Origin of the sequence: Rhodococcus sp. IEGM 1241 (genome assembly GCF_033142365.1) — a bacterium.
GTDB lineage: Bacteria > Actinomycetota > Actinomycetes > Mycobacteriales > Mycobacteriaceae > Rhodococcus_F > Rhodococcus_F erythropolis.
Window position 1 is genome coordinate 33861 of record NZ_JAWLSE010000007.1, and the last position, 18118, is coordinate 51978.

General features: G+C 63.0%; 19 protein-coding genes. 16 read left to right on the forward strand and 3 right to left on the reverse strand.

The features are described 5' to 3' along the window. The first annotated feature begins 3 nt into the window (after positions 1-3). From R4P70_RS27020 to R4P70_RS27045, 6 genes are read left to right on the forward strand one after another with little or no spacing between them, the layout of a single operon-like run. Entirely contained in the window at positions 4-1017 is a 1014-nt protein-coding gene (locus tag R4P70_RS27020) for an MCE family protein (protein WP_050794052.1), read from the forward strand. Further along, on the forward strand, positions 1017-2279 hold the full coding sequence (locus R4P70_RS27025) for an MCE family protein (RefSeq protein WP_394855723.1): 1263 nt from the start codon (positions 1017-1019) through the stop codon (positions 2277-2279). Before R4P70_RS27020 ends, R4P70_RS27025 begins: the two co-directional genes overlap by 1 nt. After that, entirely contained in the window at positions 2276-3433 is a 1158-nt protein-coding gene (locus tag R4P70_RS27030; protein ID WP_317832686.1) for an MCE family protein, read from the forward strand. The genes R4P70_RS27025 and R4P70_RS27030 overlap by 4 nt, the downstream gene beginning before the upstream one ends. Continuing rightward, positions 3430-4749 carry an MCE family protein gene (locus R4P70_RS27035; RefSeq protein WP_029255478.1) on the forward strand — a complete coding sequence of 440 codons (1320 nt, stop codon included), beginning with the start codon at positions 3430-3432 and terminating at the stop codon, positions 4747-4749. The genes R4P70_RS27030 and R4P70_RS27035 overlap by 4 nt, the downstream gene beginning before the upstream one ends. Further along, entirely contained in the window at positions 4716-5252 is a 537-nt protein-coding gene (locus tag R4P70_RS27040; protein ID WP_020907934.1) for a hypothetical protein, read from the forward strand. The genes R4P70_RS27035 and R4P70_RS27040 overlap by 34 nt, the downstream gene beginning before the upstream one ends. Further along, positions 5249-5716, forward strand: a complete 468-nt coding sequence (locus tag R4P70_RS27045) for a hypothetical protein (RefSeq protein ID WP_029255477.1) — start codon at positions 5249-5251, stop codon at positions 5714-5716. Before R4P70_RS27040 ends, R4P70_RS27045 begins: the two co-directional genes overlap by 4 nt. On the opposite strand, the gene R4P70_RS27050 is transcribed toward R4P70_RS27045, so the two are convergent. After that, complete coding sequence (locus R4P70_RS27050; RefSeq protein WP_003943994.1) at positions 5713-6303, reverse strand: TetR/AcrR family transcriptional regulator; 591 nt, start codon at positions 6301-6303, stop codon at positions 5713-5715. The two genes, R4P70_RS27045 and R4P70_RS27050, sit on opposite strands and share 4 nt — an antisense overlap. A gap of 220 nt (positions 6304-6523) precedes the next feature. Between R4P70_RS27050 and R4P70_RS27055 the strand changes: the two genes are divergently transcribed. Beyond that, the gene (locus R4P70_RS27055; RefSeq protein ID WP_046378642.1) at positions 6524-8062 is read left to right on the forward strand and encodes an FAD-binding protein; all 1539 of its coding nucleotides are present in this window, start codon (positions 6524-6526) and stop codon (positions 8060-8062) included. Between the two features lie 29 nt (positions 8063-8091). On the opposite strand, the gene R4P70_RS27060 is transcribed toward R4P70_RS27055, so the two are convergent. Next, the gene (locus R4P70_RS27060; protein ID WP_020969752.1) at positions 8092-8601 is read right to left on the reverse strand and encodes a MarR family winged helix-turn-helix transcriptional regulator; all 510 of its coding nucleotides are present in this window, start codon (positions 8599-8601) and stop codon (positions 8092-8094) included. Between the two features lie 175 nt (positions 8602-8776). On the opposite strand from R4P70_RS27060, the gene R4P70_RS27065 reads away from it, so the two are divergent. Then, positions 8777-9559, forward strand: a complete 783-nt coding sequence (locus tag R4P70_RS27065; RefSeq protein ID WP_019748662.1) for a dioxygenase — start codon at positions 8777-8779, stop codon at positions 9557-9559. A gap of 39 nt (positions 9560-9598) precedes the next feature. Here R4P70_RS27065 and R4P70_RS27070 read toward each other — a convergent pair whose 3' ends face one another. Beyond that, entirely contained in the window at positions 9599-10057 is a 459-nt protein-coding gene (locus R4P70_RS27070; RefSeq protein ID WP_020907928.1) for a peroxiredoxin, read from the reverse strand. A 57-nt stretch (positions 10058-10114) separates the two neighbouring features. On the opposite strand from R4P70_RS27070, the gene R4P70_RS27075 reads away from it, so the two are divergent. The 8 genes from R4P70_RS27075 (at position 10115) to R4P70_RS27110 (ending at position 18065) form a co-directional block, all read left to right on the forward strand. After that, positions 10115-11701 carry an anthranilate synthase component I gene (locus tag R4P70_RS27075; protein WP_019748660.1) on the forward strand — a complete coding sequence of 529 codons (1587 nt, stop codon included), beginning with the start codon at positions 10115-10117 and terminating at the stop codon, positions 11699-11701. Further along, positions 11698-12405: a TIGR02234 family membrane protein gene (locus tag R4P70_RS27080; RefSeq protein ID WP_019748659.1), complete on the forward strand. Its 708-nt coding sequence runs from the start codon at positions 11698-11700 to the stop codon at positions 12403-12405. Before R4P70_RS27075 ends, R4P70_RS27080 begins: the two co-directional genes overlap by 4 nt. A gap of 125 nt (positions 12406-12530) precedes the next feature. Continuing rightward, positions 12531-13340 carry an indole-3-glycerol phosphate synthase TrpC gene (trpC, locus tag R4P70_RS27085; protein ID WP_003944016.1) on the forward strand — a complete coding sequence of 270 codons (810 nt, stop codon included), beginning with the start codon at positions 12531-12533 and terminating at the stop codon, positions 13338-13340. Positions 13341-13415: 75 nt separating this feature from the next. Then, positions 13416-14765 (forward strand): tryptophan synthase subunit beta, encoded by a 1350-nt coding sequence (gene trpB, locus R4P70_RS27090; RefSeq protein ID WP_019748657.1) that lies wholly within the window; start codon positions 13416-13418, stop codon positions 14763-14765. Continuing rightward, positions 14762-15565, forward strand: a complete 804-nt coding sequence (gene trpA / locus R4P70_RS27095; protein WP_003944010.1) for a tryptophan synthase subunit alpha — start codon at positions 14762-14764, stop codon at positions 15563-15565. The genes trpB and trpA overlap by 4 nt, the downstream gene beginning before the upstream one ends. Continuing rightward, entirely contained in the window at positions 15562-16635 is a 1074-nt protein-coding gene (gene lgt, locus R4P70_RS27100; RefSeq protein WP_317832692.1) for a prolipoprotein diacylglyceryl transferase, read from the forward strand. The genes trpA and lgt overlap by 4 nt, the downstream gene beginning before the upstream one ends. Then, the gene (locus R4P70_RS27105) at positions 16632-17057 is read left to right on the forward strand and encodes a TM2 domain-containing protein (RefSeq protein ID WP_046378641.1); all 426 of its coding nucleotides are present in this window, start codon (positions 16632-16634) and stop codon (positions 17055-17057) included. Before lgt ends, R4P70_RS27105 begins: the two co-directional genes overlap by 4 nt. Positions 17058-17186: 129 nt before the next feature. Beyond that, positions 17187-18065, forward strand: coding sequence for a TM2 domain-containing protein (locus R4P70_RS27110; RefSeq protein ID WP_021344404.1), 879 nt, complete (start codon positions 17187-17189; stop codon positions 18063-18065). Positions 18066-18118 lie beyond the last annotated feature (53 nt).

Genomic DNA, 18118 nt, shown 5'->3' on the forward strand with positions numbered 1-18118 from the left:
GAGATGGCACAGAGCCAGGCCGTACGCGTGGGGGTCGTGGGATTGGTCGTCACGGCCGCCGTCGTATTGGCATCGCTCCAGTATCAGAATCTGCAGTTCCTGAAATCGGGTGTCGGGTACAGCGCGGTGTTCGCCGACGCCAGCGGTCTCGCGCCGGGAGACGAAGTCAACGCCGCCGGAGTGAAGATCGGAACGGTGGATCGGATCGAGGTCGAGCACGGACTCGCGCGCGTGGATTTCACACTGGAAGGCTCGATCGGTTTGGGAGAAAGCACGTCGGCAGCCGTCACCACGATGTCGTTGCTCGGCAAGCGAGCGGTATCGCTCGATCTGGACGGTCCGGGAAGGATCGCGGTCGGCGGCGAGATCCCGGTCGAGCGAACAAGATCGGCGTACTCGCTGCCCGACGTGCTCGGTGACCTCACCACGACGGTCGAGGACATCGATCTCGACCAACTCTCCGAATCACTCGACGCAGTGGGGCAGGTGATGTCCGACAGTGCGCCGAACCTGAGGCCGGCGCTGGACGGTGTCGCACGGATCTCCGACAGCGTCAATAGACGCGACGACATGTTGCGCACCTTGCTGTCCGATGCAAACGACGTCGCCGGGACGCTGGCCGAGCGTGGACCACAGGTCAACGCGCTACTCGTCGACGGCAACGCCTTGTTAGGAGAACTGGATCGGCGACAGGCGGCGCTGGGGGAAGTGATCACGAACATCTCGGCGTTGTCGACCCAGCTGAGCGGACTCGTCCACGACAACGAGGCGCAATTGCAACCGGTCCTCGGCAAACTCGACACGGTTGTCGGCATTCTGCAGAACAACAAGGACAACCTTTCTCAGGGAATCGACGGTCTCGGTACGTACGTGGGCACGCTCGGCGACACCGTGGCCAGCGGTCCCTTCTATTACGCCTACGTCCAGAACCTGGTACCGGCGCAATACACCCAACCGTTGATCAACGCGATGTTCGGGCTACCACCTGCGCCGCTACCGATTCCGGAGGTTCGATGATGGGTGCCTTACGAGTTCGCAAACCCGTGAACTGGCGTCGAATCGCCGTCGTCGGTGGAAGCGTCGTCGGCGCGGCGATCGTCGTCGCGTCGGGATACCTTGCGGTGCAACATCTGCGCTACTACAACGTGACCGCCTACTTCACCTCGACGACTGGTCTGTATGTCGGTGACGACGTTCGTGTCGTGGGAGTCGACGTCGGCCGCGTCACCGAGATCACCCCACAGGGAGATCGAATGCGCGTCGAACTGAAATTGGCGCGCGAGGTTCCCGTCGCCGAGGACGCGAAAGCGGTGATCGTTGCCCAGTCACTGGTCTCGGCCCGCTTCGTGCAGTTGACGCCGGCGGTGACGGACGGCGCCGACGCACTGAATGACGGTGCGGAGATCGGGCTCGAGCGAACAGCCGTCCCGGTCGAGTGGGACCAGATCAAGGAACAGCTGGGCCGGGCTGCCGATGCTTTGGGTCCCGACGGGGACGATCGCGGTCCCGCCGCCAACTTCCTCGACGGTGCCGGATCCGCACTGGCCGGCAACGGGGAAGCGCTGGGGCGCTCGGTGACCGAACTCTCGGAGGCTATGAGCACACTCGACGAAGGCGGAGCCGATCTGTTCGGCACCATCCGCGGCCTGCAGACCTTCACGACCGCACTCGCCGCAAGCGACGAACAGATCGTTCAGTTCCAAGGACGACTGGCAAATGTCTCGAGTGTGCTCGCCGAGAGCCGGACGCAATTGGCTCCGGCTCTCGCCGATCTGGACGCCGCCGTCGTCGACGTACAGCGGTTTGTCGAACAGAACCGAACCGGCTTGACGGAGCAGATCGCGAAGTTGGCCGACGTGTCCCAGGTATTGGTCGACAAGCGCGCGGGTCTCGAGAAGGTACTGCATCTGGCTCCGACAGCGTTGTCGAACTACTACAACGTCTACCGGCCGGCCCAAGGAGCGATGGTGGGTGTGCCCGCATTCCAGAACGTCGGCAACCCGATCGACTTGATCTGCGGCGGAATCGCCGGCCTGGCCAACGACACCTCGAAGAAGGGCGCGGATTTGTGCATCGAATACCTCGGCCCGTTGCTCAACACGATCAAAGCGAACTACCCGGACCTGAGCATCAATCCGACCCGGGCGCTCGGGGCTCTTCCGGACCAACTGGTGTACAGCGAGCCTGATCTGGAACCGACTGGCGCCTTGAGCTTTCCGACGGTGCCGGTGGCGTCTGATCTGACCGGCTTGCTCATGCCGTCGACAGGATCACGATGACTGGCCGCCGGTGGGGAACAGTGTGTGTGGCGGCGAGCGCCGTGCTCGTTCTGACGGGTTGTCAATGGAGCGGGCTGAATTCGGTGTCGCTGCTGGGCGCGGCCGGCCGCGGTGAGGGAAGTTTCTCGGTCGTGATCGAGATGCCGGACGTCACGTCGATCAGTCCCAATTCTCCGGTCATGGTCAACGACGTGACAGTCGGAAGTATCAGTGCGATCGAGACCGACAACTGGCACGCACGGGTGACGGTTGCGCTCGACGGTTCGGTGTCGCTGCCCGCCAACGCGACTGCCAAGATCGGCCAAACCAGTCTGCTCGGATCCAAACACGTCGCGCTCGCGCCGCCCACCGAGGTGGCGCCGGAAGGGCGGTTGTCGGAGGGATCCGTGATTCCCCTTGCATCGGCCAGTGTCTATCCCACCACCGAGGAAGCGTTGACGGCACTGTCCTTGGTGCTCAACGGCGGTGGGCTGGCCCAGATTCACAGCATCACCACGGAACTGAACACTGCTCTCGGCGGACGGACCGATGCGGCGCGCGACCTGCTGAGCCAGATGGACACCGTGACCGAGACACTCGACCGTCAACGCGAGGCGATAGTCACGACCATGGAGAATCTAGACGTGTTCGCCGGCGAGATCACGGCTCAGCGAGACGTTCTCGGTGAGGCGTTGGAGACCCTTGATCCGGCCTTGGCGGAACTGAGCGCCCAACGCGTCGACCTGACCACCGCCCTCGATGCGGTCGGCAGGTTCGGGGACGTCGGGACCGATCTGGTCGACCGGACCCGCGACGATTTGAAAGCCAATTTGAGCGCCTTGGAATCGACGCTGCAGAAGGTGGTCGAAACAGGACCGGACCTGATCAACAATTTGGGCAATCTGAGTACCTTCCCCTTCCCCCAGACGACCATCGACGACGGAATGCGCGGTGATTACACCAATTTGTGGGCGCTGATCGACCTCACGAGTAATCGCCTTCAGTCAGGTCTGGGCTTCGGTACTCCGTTCGGGGCGCCGCAAACTCCGGTGGAGAACGGAATACTGGTCGATCCTTTGACCGCGCCTCTGGGTACCGGGCGGGCCGCCCCAAGTGACACCGGGCGGGCCGCCCCAAGTGGTACAGGGCGGACCGACCAGGACGGTGGACGATGATTCTCACGAAGTTGGTGCGAAGGCAATTGACGATCTTCGCGATCCTGGCGGTGATAGGCATGAGCGCAGCGGCTATCTCGTACCTGAGAGTTCCGACCATGCTCGGCATCGGGCGCTATTCGGTGACAGTCGAACTGCCCGACGCCGGCGGCCTGTATCGGAACGCGAACGTGACCTATCGCGGCGACACCATCGGTCAGGTCAGGTCGGTGCGTCTCTCTCCGGGAGTGGTACGCGCCGAATTATCCTTGGAGAGTGCGGTTCCCGTTCCCTCCAGCGGGCTCACAGTAGCGGTGCGAAGCGTGTCGGCAATCGGTGAGCAATACGTCGACATGCAACCGAGCACCGCGGACGGACCCTTTCTGGCCGACGGAGACGTGATCGGCCCCGACGCTGTCACGATCCCGACCGAGATCGGACCGGTCCTCGATCAGGCGCAGGCGATGCTCGCATCCGTACCGCAGGACAAGTTGCGATCGGTGATCGACGAGTCCGCGGCAGCTTTCGGAGGCAGGGGAGAGGATCTGGCTCGTCTGCTGGATTCGACCACCTCGTTCGTCGATCAGATGGCCGCTGCCACAACGCCGGCTACGACGCTCGTACAGCAGTTGGATCCGCTCCTGCAGACACAGGTGGTGACGGGCGATCAGATTCGCCAGTGGGCGTCCAGTGTCGCTCAGCTCAGTGGACAGTTGGAGGTCGCCGACGGGTCCGTGCGCAATATCCTCGAGACCGGACCGGGCTTCGCGACTGAAGCCGACCTGCTGTTTCAAGGCCTCAAACCCACTTTGCCTGTGCTGCTTGCCAATTTCACCAGCACCGCTCAGGTGGCTTTGACGTACAACGCCGGGTTGGAACAGGTGCTCGTCATCTTGCCGCCACTGGTCGCGGCACAGGAAACCGTCGTACAACGCGGGCAGGTGGACGGCGCCGCGAACGTCAACTTCCACCTCCAAGCGCAGGACCCTGCGGCGTGCTCGACCGGTTACCTTCCTGCGGATCAGCGACGGGACCCGACCCAGACGAGTGTGCCGGACACCCCGGCTGATCTGTACTGCAAAGTGCCACAGAACTCGGTCTTCGCCGTTCGTGGATCTCGGAACATTCCCTGCATGGAGGTACCGGGCAAACGAGCACCGAGCCCGGAGATCTGCCGGAGCCCCGAAGCGTACGTGCCGTCGGGGACCAATGCGCCCGGCGAGTTGTACACCGGGCCTGACGGAGTCGACTATCAACACACGGAGTTGGCTCCGGCTGACTCCGGTCCGGGGGAGGGGGAGCCGTGGCAACAGTTGCTGACGCCGACGAATCGCTGAGAGGTGAGGTGCTGGATCCGGTCCGAGGGAAGCGCGGTGTACTCACTGCCCTGGTCTGGATTGCACTCGCGGCTCTGAGCGTCGTTGTCGTCTTCGGTTGTCTGGCAGTTCGATCGGACCGCGTGCGAGAGTCCCAGCGTCAAGGGTTCGTCGACGGTGCTGTCGCAGGAACCCTTGCTCTGATCGACGTTCACTCTGCCACGCTCGACGAGGATCTCGCGGAGCTGAAGTCGCTGACTACGGGAACTTTTGCAGACGAACTGAAGTCCGGTGAATCTGCGTTCGTCGCATCGATCCGTGATTTCGCCGTCGATTCCGACGGTCATGTCGACACCGCCGCCCTGGCATCGGAATCCGGAACCTCGGGGGTGGTACTGATCGCGGCATCGGCTCAGGTCGGCAATTCGGCGGGAGAGTCTTCGGCGCGAACCTACCGTCTTCGCGTCGGTGTCGAGGAGGTCGACGGTCGGGTACTGATGTCGAGTGTGGAGTTCGTCCCGTGAAGCGCGTGGTCTTGGCGTTTGCAGCGCTGATCTTGGTGGGAGCCGGCGGGACTCTGCTCTGGAGTCACCACCGTTCGGCAGCCGCTGAAACCGCACGTGTCGAGGTGATCGGTGTGGCGCCGATGCTCGTCGAGAATCTCTTGACCTACAACAGCGACACGGTGGACGAGGATCTTGCACATGCTGCCGAGGGCGCAAGTGGAACATTTCAGGACCGCTTCGCCGAATTCGGATCGAAAACCGTTGCACCCCAGTCGAAGGAGCAAGGAATCAGCACGAAGGCGCGAGTAGTCGACGTCGGAGTGCTCTCCGCTGCTGCAGACCGAGCAGAATTGCTCCTGTTCGTCGATCAGATCACGACGAGTATCGCGCGGCCGGCACCAGCGTCGACGTCGAGCCGAGTCGAGGTGACACTCGATCGAGTCGACGGCACATGGCTGGTGAGTGCCATGACCCCCGTCTAGTGAAGGTTGTCGCGGCCCGCCATGATCAGCCTGGCAGTGACTTCGAGCCGGTCTGCGATCTGCGAATAGGACTCGTAACCCATGCCGGCTCGGACAAGCGCTCCGGACCAGGAGATTTCGAGTGCTTCGAGTACGTCGGGATCGTATGACGGCCCCAGCGCCTCGATGAGCCGCTCGCGGATGTTCTTGCCGATACGTCCCCGAAGGTGTTCGACGTCGGGATCATTGCCCATCATCGCCGTGGTCACGGCCGCGGCCAGCTCCGGTTCGTCGGAAACGAGGAGTGCGACGCTTCGAAGGACCGAGCAGACCTGCGCTTCTCGTTCCGCCTCGGGGGAGGGCTCGTGCGGTACCGCGTCGAGTCGGCGCCAGAACAGTTCTGCCACAAGGTGACTCTTGGACGAAAAATAGGTGTACGCCGTGGCTGCGGCGACACCGGCTTCCGCTGCCACCATTCGCACAGTCAGATCGGCAAACCCTTTGTCGCGCAGGACCGTGATCGCTGCCGCGGTCAATCGATCGACGGTTTCGGCTTGCTGCTGTGTGAGCCGTCGACGAGTGGACTCGAACTTGGTCTTACCAGACATGTGTCCAGACACTACGGGATCAGACCCATGCGAGCAAAGTGTGCGCTATCGCCGCTCATTCTCGCTCCCCGCTCGGTGTCATGTCTCGCTCCCGCTCGGCGTCATGTCTCGCTCCCGCTCGGTGGGACAGAATTTCGATCCCCCGCGATCGCTAAGTCCATGTGTTAGAACGATTTCTAGAACACGTTCGGAAATGTGCCCAGGATCGGAGAGGCTGATTATGACGAAGTGGGACGAGACATGCGACGTACTCGCTGTGGGATCGGGCGGCGGACTCGCCGGCGCGTACACGGCAGCACGCGAAGGCCTCGACGTCATTGTGATCGAAGCGACCGACAAGTACGGCGGAACAACGGCGTACTCGGGCGGCGGCGGAATGTGGTTCCCGTGCAACGCCGTTCTTCGCCGGGGTGGGGACGACGACACCATCGAAGATGCGCTGGAGTACTACCGTTCGGTGGTGGGTGATCGGACACCTGCCGACGTCCAGGAGGCATACGTTCGAGGCGGCGCCGGGTTGATCGACTATCTCGAAGAGGACTCGAATTTCGAGTTCCAGATACTGCCGTGGCCCGACTACTTCGGGGAAAAACCCAAGGCTCGCGCGAGCGGTCGACACATCGTTCCCAAACCGATGAACGCTAAGAAGCTTGGTGTGCTTCGTGATTCACTTCGATCGCCGCTCGCGACGGAGCGGTTGGGAGAAGAGTTGCCGGCGTACCTCGTCGGCGGGCAGTCGTTGATCGGTCGATTCTTGCTGGCACTTTCGACATTCGCCAACGCCGCCATGCACCTGAACACCACTCTCGAAGAATTGGTCGTCGAGGACGGATCGGTCGTCGGCGCGGTCGTCGAACAAGGTGGTCGGCGTCGAACCATCCGAGCCCGCAGAGGAGTGATTCTGGCCGCGGGCGGATTCGAACAGAACGAGACCCTGCGTGCCGAATTCGGTGTTCCCGGCTCTGCGCTCGACACGATGGGTTGTCCCGGCAATCTCGGCAAGGCGCATCAGGCGGCTATCGCCGTGGGCGCCGATACCGACCTCATGGGGGAGGCCTGGTGGTCGCCGGGGCTCACCCATCCGGATGGCCGCTCCGCGTTTGCGCTGTGGTTCACCGGCGGAATCTTCGTGGACGACAACGGTCGTCGATTCGTCAACGAGTCTGCGCCGTACGACCGCTTGGGTCGCTCCGTCATAGAACACATGCGGGCACGAAAAGTAACCACACCGTATTGGATGATCTACGACAACAGGGAAGGTGCAGTGCCGCCGGTGAAGGCGCCCAACGTGCCCATGGCGCAGACGGAGCAGTATGTGGATGCTGGGTTGTGGAAGAGTGCCCAGACGCTCGAAGACCTCGCCGCCCAGATCGATGTTCCCGCAGCGGAACTGGTGCAGACCGTGAAGCGATTCAACGAGTCTGCGGCGACCGGCGTCGACACGGACTTCGGCCGAGGAGACACTGCGTACGACCGTGCCTTTTCGGAGGGGGCTTCACCGCTCGTACCGATCGACCAAGGACCGTTTCACGCTGCCGCTTTCGGTATCTCCGACCTCGGGACCAAAGGTGGTCTACGTACCGACGCAACCGGGCGGGTGCTCAAAGCCGACGGTACGGCGATTGCCGGATTGTACGCGGCGGGCAACACGATGGCAGCGGCCAGCGGGACTACGTATCCCGGCGGTGGAAACCCGATCGGAGCGAGCATGCTGTTCAGTCACCTGGCTGCACTCGACCTCACGAAGCCGCCGTCGTAAGGATCAGACCGCTGGTGTCGGGAAAGGGGTCAGGCCTTGCCGAGTCCGGCGGCGATTCCCTTGTCCAGTTGGCTGAGCATTGCAGTCCCCAAGGACGAAAGCTGGGCGACCTGGCGATCATCGAGGCCCTCGAAGAGGAGACCTTGAACCGAGGCGACGTGTGGCGGCGCGGCCGCGACGACCTTTGTCATTCCTTCGTCGGTGAGTACTGCGTTGGAGCCGCGGCTGCCGCGAATGACTTCCCGTTTCACCCAGCCGGCTTTCTCCATCTTCGTGACGACGTGCGAGAGGCGGGACAGGGAAGCGTTCGCGCGCTGGGCCAGTACCGACAACTGGAGCTTGTGGTCGGGGGCGTCCGAGAGTGCGGCGAGCACGAAATATTCGAAGTGGGTGAGTGCCGAATCGCGTTGCAGTTGAGTGTCGAGTGCGGCAGGCAACCGTGTCACGAGAGCGATCAGTGTCAGCCAGGCTTCCTGCTGCTCGGCTGTGAGCCACTTCGTCTGAGACTGCGCGTCGGGCTGCGCGGTCGGTTCACTCATCGGTGACTTCTCCTTCGGGTCGAGCATTCTTCGTGCACGGAGCGTGCTGGTGTACAGCGTCTCAGACGCATGTCCAGAAGAATATTGCGGGGAATAGTTGCGGGACGCAAGTGTTGAGTCCTATATTAGGTTGAACCTTCAACTTAACGACGAATGTCTATCCCGAGGAGCCCATATGTCCACCACAACCATGCCTGCGCTGTATCTCAGCCACGGTGCTCCGCCGCTGGTGGACAGCGCGTTGTGGGTCGACCAATTGGGGGCGTGGGCCGGCGATCTTCCGCGGCCGACGGCAATCCTCGTCGTCTCGGCGCACTGGGAATCAGCACCGCTGACGATCGGTTCGACGACCACGGGCACCCCGCTCATCTACGACTTCGGTGGTTTTCCCGAGAGGTTCTACCGCGCGAAGTACAACTCTCCCGGCGCTCCGGAACTCGCCGCTCAGGTCGCCGCGTTGATGCCGGACAACGAACGAGTGGTTCAGCAGCCGAATCGAGGACTGGATCACGGTGCCTACGTGCCGCTCACGGTGATGTACCCGGACGCAGACATCCCGGTACTGCAAATTTCGCTGCCAACCCTCGATCCCGAGCGTTTGCTCCATCTCGGAGAACGCCTACGGCCACTCCGTGAGCAAGGTGTGCTGATCGTGGGATCCGGATTCACCACGCACGGGCTGCCGTTCCTGCGCGATCCGTCACCGGAGGCGCAGGCCCCGGGATGGTCGGCGGAATTCGACGCGTGGGCAGGGGAGAGGTTCGCTGCCGGAGACGTCGATTCGTTGATCGACTTCCGCGCCCAAGCTCCCGGGATGCCGTACGCGCATCCGACCATCGAGCACTTCGCCCCTTTGTTCGTCACGCTCGGTGCGTCGTCCGATCCGGAGCAGGTGCCCACCCAGGTGATCGACGGATTCTGGATGGGACTTGCGAAGCGCTCGATTCAGGTCGCCTAGAGAATCAGGTTGCTCAGAGAATCATTTCGCCCAGGTGAGTCAGCTTCGATTGCGAAGGAACTCGAGTGCCTGGTCGCCGTGCGTGTTGGCGCGAAGTTCACTCGAGATGACTTTGAGAACGGTGCGGTCGGTGTCGATCACGAAGGTCGAGCGTTTGACCGGAGCCAGCTTGCCCAGGAGTCCGCGCTTGACGCCGAACTGTTCGGCTACCTTGCCGTCGGTGTCGGCGAGCAGGGGGTAGTCGAAGGATTGTGCGGTGGCAAAGGTGGACTGAGCTTCGACCGTATCGGTGCTGATACCTGCCCGCGAAGCGCCCACCGCGGCGAATTCGCTGCCCAGGTCACGGAAGTGGCACGCCTCGGCGGTGCACACCGGCGTCGAGGCTGCCGGGTAGAAGAAGAGGACCAAGGGGCCGTTCGCGAGCAGGCTCGTCAGCGAGCGCGGAGTTCCGTCCTGGTCGGGCAGCGAGAAATCGGGGGCGAGTTGGCCTGGTTTCATTCGGTCGAGGTTACCCGCGCACGACGACCGTGTGGGGGAGCCTGGGATGATGGAGGCATGCACGGCGAGCCCACCTCCATGTCCGCACGGTCGTCCGACACCGCGATCGTCGGTGACGCGTCCGATTCCACCACCACTCGGGAGCAGTTCCGTGCCCTCGCAGCTGAGCACCGGGTCGTTCCGGTCACTCGGAAAGTGTTGGCGGACTCCGAAACTCCGCTCTCGGCGTACGAGAAGTTGGCCGGCAATCGTCCAGGCACCTTCTTGCTCGAGTCGGCCGAGAACGGTCGTTCGTGGTCGCGGTGGTCGTTCATCGGCGTCGGGAGTCCGGCTGCACTGACCGTCGTGGACGGAGAGGCGGCTTGGTACGGCAATGTTCCGGCCGGTGCTCCGGCCGGCGGTGACCCGATCGATGCACTCGGTGCCACCCTCGAACTACTTCGTTCGGAGCGACTTCCCGACCTACCCCCGCTGACCGGCGGAATGGTCGGGTTCCTCGGTTACGACGCGGTGCGGCGCCTCGAGAGATTGGGTGACTCCGCGGTCGACGACCTGCAGATACCCGAGATGGTCATGCTGCTTGCTGCCGACATCGCCGCTGTCGATCACCACGAAGGGGCGATCACCCTCATCGCCAATGCGGTCAACTGGGACGGCACCGACGAGCGTGTCGACACGGCGTACGACGACGCGGTCGCCAGGTTGGACGCGATGACTCGCGCTCTCGCGGCGCCGGCGAAATCGACGGTGTCGACATTCTCGAAAGCGACTCCGAACTACCGTCGTCAACGCACCACCGAGAGCTTCGGTGTCGACGTCAAAAAGTTGATCGGCGACATCGAAGCGGGCGAGGCATTCCAGGTAGTTCTCTCGCAGCGATTCGAGATCGATTGCACTGCAGCACCGATCGACGTGTACCGGATGCTGCGCGCGTCGAACCCCAGTCCGTACATGTATCTGCTCAACGTGCCGAACGGTGATGGAGAGACGGCGTTTTCGATTGTCGGTTCGAGCCCTGAGGCACTGGTCACCGTCGCCGAGGGCGTCGCGACAACACACCCGATCGCTGGAACCAGATGGCGCGGTGCCACAGAGGAGGACGACATCCTGCTCGAGAAGGACCTCCTCGCCGACGAGAAGGAGAACTCCGAGCACCTCATGCTCGTCGATCTGGGGCGAAACGATCTGGGTCGTGTCTGTCGCCCGGGCACGGTGAAGGTGCACGACTACCGGCACATCGAGCGGTACAGCCACGTGATGCATCTCGTATCGACTGTCACCGGTCATCTGGCCGAGGGAAAGCACGCTCTCGACGCGGTCACCGCATGCTTCCCCGCTGGAACCCTGTCAGGGGCACCCAAGGTGCGTGCGATGCAGCTGATCGAAGAACTCGAGCCCACCAGGCGGGGTATCTACGGCGGCATCGTCGGCTACCTCGACTTCGCCGGCGACGCCGACACCGCGATCGCGATCCGAACGGCATTGATCAAGGACGGGATCGGATATGTCCAGGCGGGCGCCGGCGTCGTCGCCGACTCGGATCCGGTCTACGAGGACACCGAGGCCCGCAACAAGGCGATGGCAGTGCTGAGCGCCATCGCGTCGGCGCACACCCTGCGCACCATCGGAGGTGACGATCAGTGAGTGAGAACGAGTCGATTGCAGCGGAGCAGCCTACAAGGGCTTCTCGTGGCACCGCTGTGCCGAGAACGCTTTTGCTTGCACTGTCGGCAGCAGCTCTGTGGGGCAGCTCACGAATGACGTGGGTTCATCTGACCTCGAGCGACGGCAAGACGCTGGAGCGGACGACGGACCTCGACGGCAGCACCTGGGCGGCGGCGATGACTCCGCTCGCGCTCGCGCTTCTGGCGGCGATCGCGGCGTCGTTCGCGGTGCGAGGTTGGGCGCTTCGTGTGGTCGGACTGTTGGTGGCACTCGTCGCCGTCGCGGTAGCGGTTCCGGCGGTGCAGTTGTTGGTGTCCGGAGCCTCTGCGGACCGAGCGGTGGAGTTGGCCGAGTTGTCCGGTCACCCGGAAGATCTCTCGACGACTGTTTCGGTACTGCCTGCCTTGCTTGCGTTGCTCGGAGCGGTGGCGGCGCTCGGCGCAGCAGTACTTCTGATGCGCAAACCTCCAGTGCGAGGCGGGTTGTCGTCGAAGTACGACAACCCGGCCGCGCGCCGCGAAGCTGCAGCCAAGCTCGGTCAGGGAGACACGCCCGCGTCGGACGAGCCTGTGACACAACGGATGTTGTGGGACGCGCTCGATGCCGGAGAGGACCCGACAGTGGCTGACGGGGACGACGGAGCTGGGGGAGGCAACGGTGCGAAACCGGGGTCGTCGCACTGAGTAAGACTGAACCCTCACCTGCGTGGGTACCCCGGCGGAGTAGCAAAATTTCGTCCCACTAGGCTGAGACCACCCTGATGACGTATCTCACATCGGGCTCTTGCCCAGAAAGGATTCGGGCCACGATGACCGTACTCGACTCGATTCTCGACGGGGTGCGCGCTGATGTCGCCGCCCGCGAAGCCGTACTCGACTTCGCTGCAGTCAAGGCTGCTGCGGCCGCTGCACCGCCTGCACTCGATGCTGCAGCAGCACTTCTGGAATCGAGCATCGGCGTCATCGCCGAGGTCAAGCGAGCGAGCCCCTCAAAGGGTGCGCTGGCCGACATTGCCGATCCCGCAGAGCTTGCCGCGGCTTACCAAGCCGGTGGCGCACGCATCATCAGTGTTCTCACCGAAGAGCGCCGTTTTCACGGCTCGTTGGCCGACCTCGACGCAGTCCGTAAAGCGGTCACCATTCCGGTGCTGCGCAAGGACTTCATCGTGGGGCCGTACCAGATTCACGAAGCTCGCGCTCACGGCGCCGACGTCATCTTGCTGATCGTCGCGGCACTCGAACAGCAGGCGCTCGCCTCGCTGATCGATCGCACCGAATCTCTGGGAATGACTGCCCTCGTCGAGGTGCACACCGAGGAAGAAGCCAACCGCGCGCTCGAAGCCGGCGCCAAGGTGATCGGTGTCAACGCGCGCAATCTCAAAACCCTCGAGGTGGACAAGAACACCTTCGGTCGCATTGCTCCCGGTCTGCCGACCGAGACGATCAAGATCGCCGAATCGGGTGTTCGCGGAACTGCCGATCTGTTGGCGTACGCCGGTGCGGGCGCCGACGCAGTGCTCGTCGGTGAAGGCCTCGTGACCAGCGGCGACCCTCGCAAGGCCGTCGCAGATCTGGTCAATGCCGGTGCACACCCGTCCTGCCCCAAACCGTCTCGATAAAAGCGCTTCACCCGCCCGGCGTGCTTTGATGCACCCGGGCGGTGACCAGCGACACCGTTGGGGCAGACTGGTGGGGTGACTTCACGTACTCAGGAACCAGGCTCCGGTGCAGTATTCAAGGGCGGCAATCTGCCGCCGGCCAGCGCGGGACTCACCGAGCGCTCTCACGACCCCGATGCCGGAGGGCATTTCGGCGTCTATGGCGGACGGCATGTGCCGGAAGCTCTCATGGCGGTTATCGAGGAAGTCACTGCGGAGTACGAAAAGGCTCGCGCGGACGACACGTTCTTGAACGAACTCGATCGCTTGCAGCGCGATTACACCGGGCGTCCGTCGCCGATTTTCGAGGCAACGCGAATGAGCGAGTTCGCCGGCGGCGCGCGCATCATTCTCAAGCGTGAAGATCTGAACCACACCGGTTCTCACAAGATCAACAACGTTCTCGGTCAGGTTCTGCTGGCGAAGCGTATGGGCAAGACCCGCATCATCGCCGAGACCGGAGCGGGCCAGCACGGTGTGGCATCGGCCACCGCCTGTGCACTGCTCGGTCTCGAGTGCGTCATCTACATGGGTGCTGTCGACACCGAACGTCAAGCACTGAACGTCGCGCGCATGCGCCTGCTCGGCGCGGAGGTCGTCTCGGTCGAGACCGGTTCGCGCACGCTCAAGGACGCGATCAACGAAGCCTTGCGCGACTGGGTTTCCCACGCGGACAACACCTATTACTGCTTCGGTACCGCGGCAGGTCCGCACCCGTTCCCCACCATCGTTCGCGACTTCCAGCGAGTGGTCGGCCTCGAAACACGAGTCCAGGTTCAGGCACTGACCGGCCGCCTCCCCGATGCAGTCACAGCCTGCGTCGGAGGCGGCTCCAACGCAATCGGAATCTTCCACCCGTTCATCGACGATCTGTCGGTACGGCTGGTTGGCTACGAAGCAGCCGGCGACGGTGTCGAAACCGGAAGGCATGCAGCAACGTTCGCCGGCGGTACCCCTGGCGCATTCCAGGGTGCCTACTCCTACCTGCTCCAGGACGAAGACGGTCAGACCATCGAATCGCACTCGATCTCTGCTGGTCTGGACTACCCGGGCGTAGGACCCGAGCACGCTTACCTGAGCGATATCGGGCGTGCCACCTACGAACCCGTCACCGACAGCGAAGCGATGGATGCTCTACTGCTGCTCTCGCGCCGCGAAGGCATCATCCCGGCCATCGAATCCGCCCACGCCGTTGCCGGCGCGCTCCGACTGGGCAAGGAACTCGGCGAGGGCGCGATCATCGTCGTCAATCTCTCCGGTCGCGGTGACAAGGACATGGACACCGCCGCAAGCTGGTTCGGTCTCTTCGACGGCGCGTCGAGTCAGGCAACCGCTCCGGCTGATGCAGCAGACCAGAACGACAACACGGAAGGCTCGGACAAGTGAGCGAACGACCATCACGCCTCGCACCCACCTTTGCAGCGTGCAAGGCTGACAAGCGTGCCGCCCTCGTCGGTTACCTGCCTGCCGGTTATCCGACCGTTCCCGAATCGATCGACGTGTTCAAGGCGATGGTCGACGGTGGCTGCGACATCATCGAAGTCGGTGTCGCGTATTCCGATCCGGTCATGGACGGTCCGACCATCCAGCGTGCAGCCGAAACTGCACTCACCAACGGCGTTCGCCTTCGCGACATCTTCACCGTGATCGAGCAGATCAGTTCGGTGGGCGGCAAGGCCGTCGTGATGACCTACTGGAACCCGGTACTGCAGTACGGCGTCGACAAGTTCGCACGAGACCTCGCTTCCGCCGGCGGGCTCGGACTCATCACCCCCAACCTCATTCCGGAAGAAGCAGGCGCCTGGATGGAAGCATCCGAGGAGCACCACCTCGACCGGATCTTCCTTGTCGCCCCGTCCTCGACGGAAGAACGGCTCGCGATGACACTCGACGCGAGTAGTGGATTCATCTACGCGGCCTCGACAATGGGTGTCACCGGCGCTCGCGACGCCGTGTCTTCGATGGCTCCGGAACTGACCGCACGAATCCGCGCGCATTCCGACATTCCCGTCGGCGTCGGATTGGGTGTTCGGTCCGGCGCACAAGCTGCCGAAATCGCGGCATACGCCGATGCCGTCATCGTCGGCTCGGCTCTGGTCTCCGCGGTCGAGAACGGCTTGGGAGCGGTTCGCTCGCTCACCGAAGAACTCGCCGAGGGCGTCCGCTCGGCTACCGTGGCGTCGTGACCTCAACTGTGGACCTACTGGCCTATATCCCCAGCCCGCCCCAAGGCGTCTGGTACGTCGGACCGGTAGCGCTGCGCGCCTACGCGCTCTTCATCATCCTCGGCATCATCGTCGCGATCGTGTGGGGAGATCGTCGTTGGGTCGCCCGCGGCGGCGAGAAGGGGACCGTTCTCGACATCGCGATCTGGGCTGTTCCGTTCGGTCTGATCGGTGGCAGGCTCTATCACGTTTTGACCGACTGGCCCGCCTATTTCGGCGAGAACGGCCAGCCTCTCGATGCACTCAAGGTGTGGCAGGGAGGCCTCGGAATCTGGGGAGCTGTGTTCCTCGGCGGCATCGGTGCGTGGATCGGCTGCCGTCGACGCGGCATTCCGGTGTCCGCGCTCGGTGATGCGATTGCGCCCGGAATCCTGCTCGCGCAGGCCATCGGTCGTATCGGCAACTACTTCAACCAGGAGTTGTACGGTCGCGAGACCGCCGTCCCATGGGGCCTCGAGATCTTCGAGCGTGTGAACTCTTCCGGCCAGCTCGATCAACTGGCAGGTGTCTCCAACGGAGAAGTCATTCGGGTCGTTCACCCGACGTTCCTCTACGAAGCTGTGTGGAACGTCCTGATCGTGATCCTGCTGGTCCTCGTCGACCGCCGATTCAAGATCGGTCACGGACGCCTGTTTGCTCTGTACGTCGCGGGTTATTGCCTGGGCCGGTTTGTCGTCGAACTGATGCGCGACGATTTCGCATACGAGATCGCCGGCATTCGAGTCAACACATTCACTTCGGGGATCGTGTTCTTCGCCGCACTGGCCTACTTCTTCCTGGCGAAGAAGGGTCGTGAGGATCCGGCTGATTTGAAGTCGAAGAACTACGTCGCTGCGGTAGCTGCCGGCGAAGCAGGAGTCGCGGCGCCAGTTACCGAAACTGATTCGGCGAAGGCCGACGCGCAAGGCGCCGACGCTGAAGATTCTGAATCCGATGCTGCTGAATCCGCTTCCAGTGAGGCAAGCGCCTCCACGGCAGCGTCGGATGAGTCGTCGGACGCGGTGAAGCTGTCGAAGAAAGACAAGCCGTGACAGGTCCCTATTCGCAAGGGGGACTCCCCGAGGATCAGGGACCGGTCTACGGCGCGCCCAATCCGTACGGATATCAGCAGCCACTGCCCGCTCCATCGATGTACGGGTTCGGAGATCCCTATGCGCCGTACGGTCGGCACCCGGTAACGGGGGAACCGTATTCCGACAAGTCGAAAGCCACAGCTGGACTGTTGCAGATCTTGCTGGGCTTCTTCGGAATCTGTGGAGTCGGTCGTCTTTACATCGGGAGCGTCGGCATCGGACTGTGCCAACTGCTCGGCATGTTCTTCGCGCTGTTCATGTCCGCGTTCCTCATCGGAATTCCATTTGCCATCGGAATTTGGATCTGGGCGTTCGTCGACGGCATCGTGATACTTTCGGGCAATGCGCGGGACGGTGTTCGCCGGCCGTTACGAGGATGAACCGCGAGGATGAACCGCGAAGACAGATGTGTGGGGGACCGGCCACGCGAAGGCCGAACCCTTCTCGTGGCCCGATAACAAAAGCTATTACGTACCGTCGTCGAATCGAAGGAAAGTACGTTGCCTAACTTGAACAAGAATCCGGAACCGTCCGAGTCGGGGGACTCGTCAGGATCGCAGCCGCCGGTTCCACCCCAGTTCGGGTCGCCGTTCGACTACGACGCGACGGCGGATGCGTCGTTGACGGAAACCTCGGCGCCAACGGAAAAGACTCCGTCGACGGAGACCACCGGCACCGGTCCAGGCTGGGACACGTATTCGGGAGTCGGGAACGGCCCGGGCTGGGGAAACCACCCCATCTACCCGCCGCCGACCGGAACCGAATCGACTACAGCGTTCCCCACTGCCGATTCTGATTCCACCCCGAATCAGCCCACGGCGCCTTACACGTCGCAGGAAAGCTACGCCGCCCAGAACTATCCGGCGACCGACCATCCGGCGCCGGACTACTCGAGGCCGACCCAAACCCCGACGGACGGTCCCGTCTACGGTGCGCCGGCAGATCAAACTCCGAATCCCTACGCGGCTCCGCCGCAGGGCTACCCCGCCGCTCCGCCGCAGGGAAGCCAGAATTACGGTCAGCAGCAGGGCTACCCCCAGCCTGGATATTCGCAGCCCGGTTACGGTCAGCCTCAGGGGTACCCGCAAGGTCAGGGTTATCCTCAGCCTGGTTTCGGCCTTGTCGATCCGTCCGCACCCTACGGACGTGACCCGATGACCGGCGAACCGTATTCGGACAAGTCGAAGACGACCGCCGGATTGCTGGGCATTCTGCTCGGCGGTTTCGGAGCAGGACGTTTTTACCTCAACCAGCCCGGCATGGCTGTCGCACAGATCGCGGTCACTTGGTTGACGTGTGGAATCGGTGGCATCTGGCCGCTCATCGACGGAATCATGATGTTGACCGGCAGTGTGCGCGATCAGTACAACCGACCTTTGCGTAGCTGATCGAAAACGATGTTCGGAACTGTGGCCCCCTGACGCTCGTCGTCAGGGGGTCA

What these genes read in the sequence shown, in the direction of transcription:
- R4P70_RS27060 (WP_020969752.1), bottom strand. Translation starts at nt 8,601, where the DNA reads ATGAGTGAACCGACCGCGCAGCCCGACGCGCAGTCTCAGACGAAGTGG.
- R4P70_RS27050 (WP_003943994.1), bottom strand. Translation starts at nt 6,303, where the DNA reads ATGTCTGGTAAGACCAAGTTCGAGTCCACTCGTCGACGGCTCACACAG.
- R4P70_RS27055 (WP_046378642.1), top strand. Translation starts at nt 6,524, where the DNA reads ATGACGAAGTGGGACGAGACATGCGACGTACTCGCTGTGGGATCGGGC.
- R4P70_RS27075 (WP_019748660.1), top strand. Translation starts at nt 10,115, where the DNA reads ATGCACGGCGAGCCCACCTCCATGTCCGCACGGTCGTCCGACACCGCG.
- R4P70_RS27035 (WP_029255478.1), top strand. Translation starts at nt 3,430, where the DNA reads ATGATTCTCACGAAGTTGGTGCGAAGGCAATTGACGATCTTCGCGATC.
- R4P70_RS27020 (WP_050794052.1), top strand. Translation starts at nt 4, where the DNA reads ATGGCACAGAGCCAGGCCGTACGCGTGGGGGTCGTGGGATTGGTCGTC.
- R4P70_RS27070 (WP_020907928.1), bottom strand. Translation starts at nt 10,057, where the DNA reads ATGAAACCAGGCCAACTCGCCCCCGATTTCTCGCTGCCCGACCAGGAC.
- R4P70_RS27030 (WP_317832686.1), top strand. Translation starts at nt 2,276, where the DNA reads ATGACTGGCCGCCGGTGGGGAACAGTGTGTGTGGCGGCGAGCGCCGTG.
- R4P70_RS27025 (WP_394855723.1), top strand. Translation starts at nt 1,017, where the DNA reads ATGGGTGCCTTACGAGTTCGCAAACCCGTGAACTGGCGTCGAATCGCC.
- R4P70_RS27065 (WP_019748662.1), top strand. Translation starts at nt 8,777, where the DNA reads ATGTCCACCACAACCATGCCTGCGCTGTATCTCAGCCACGGTGCTCCG.
- trpC (WP_003944016.1), top strand. Translation starts at nt 12,531, where the DNA reads ATGACCGTACTCGACTCGATTCTCGACGGGGTGCGCGCTGATGTCGCC.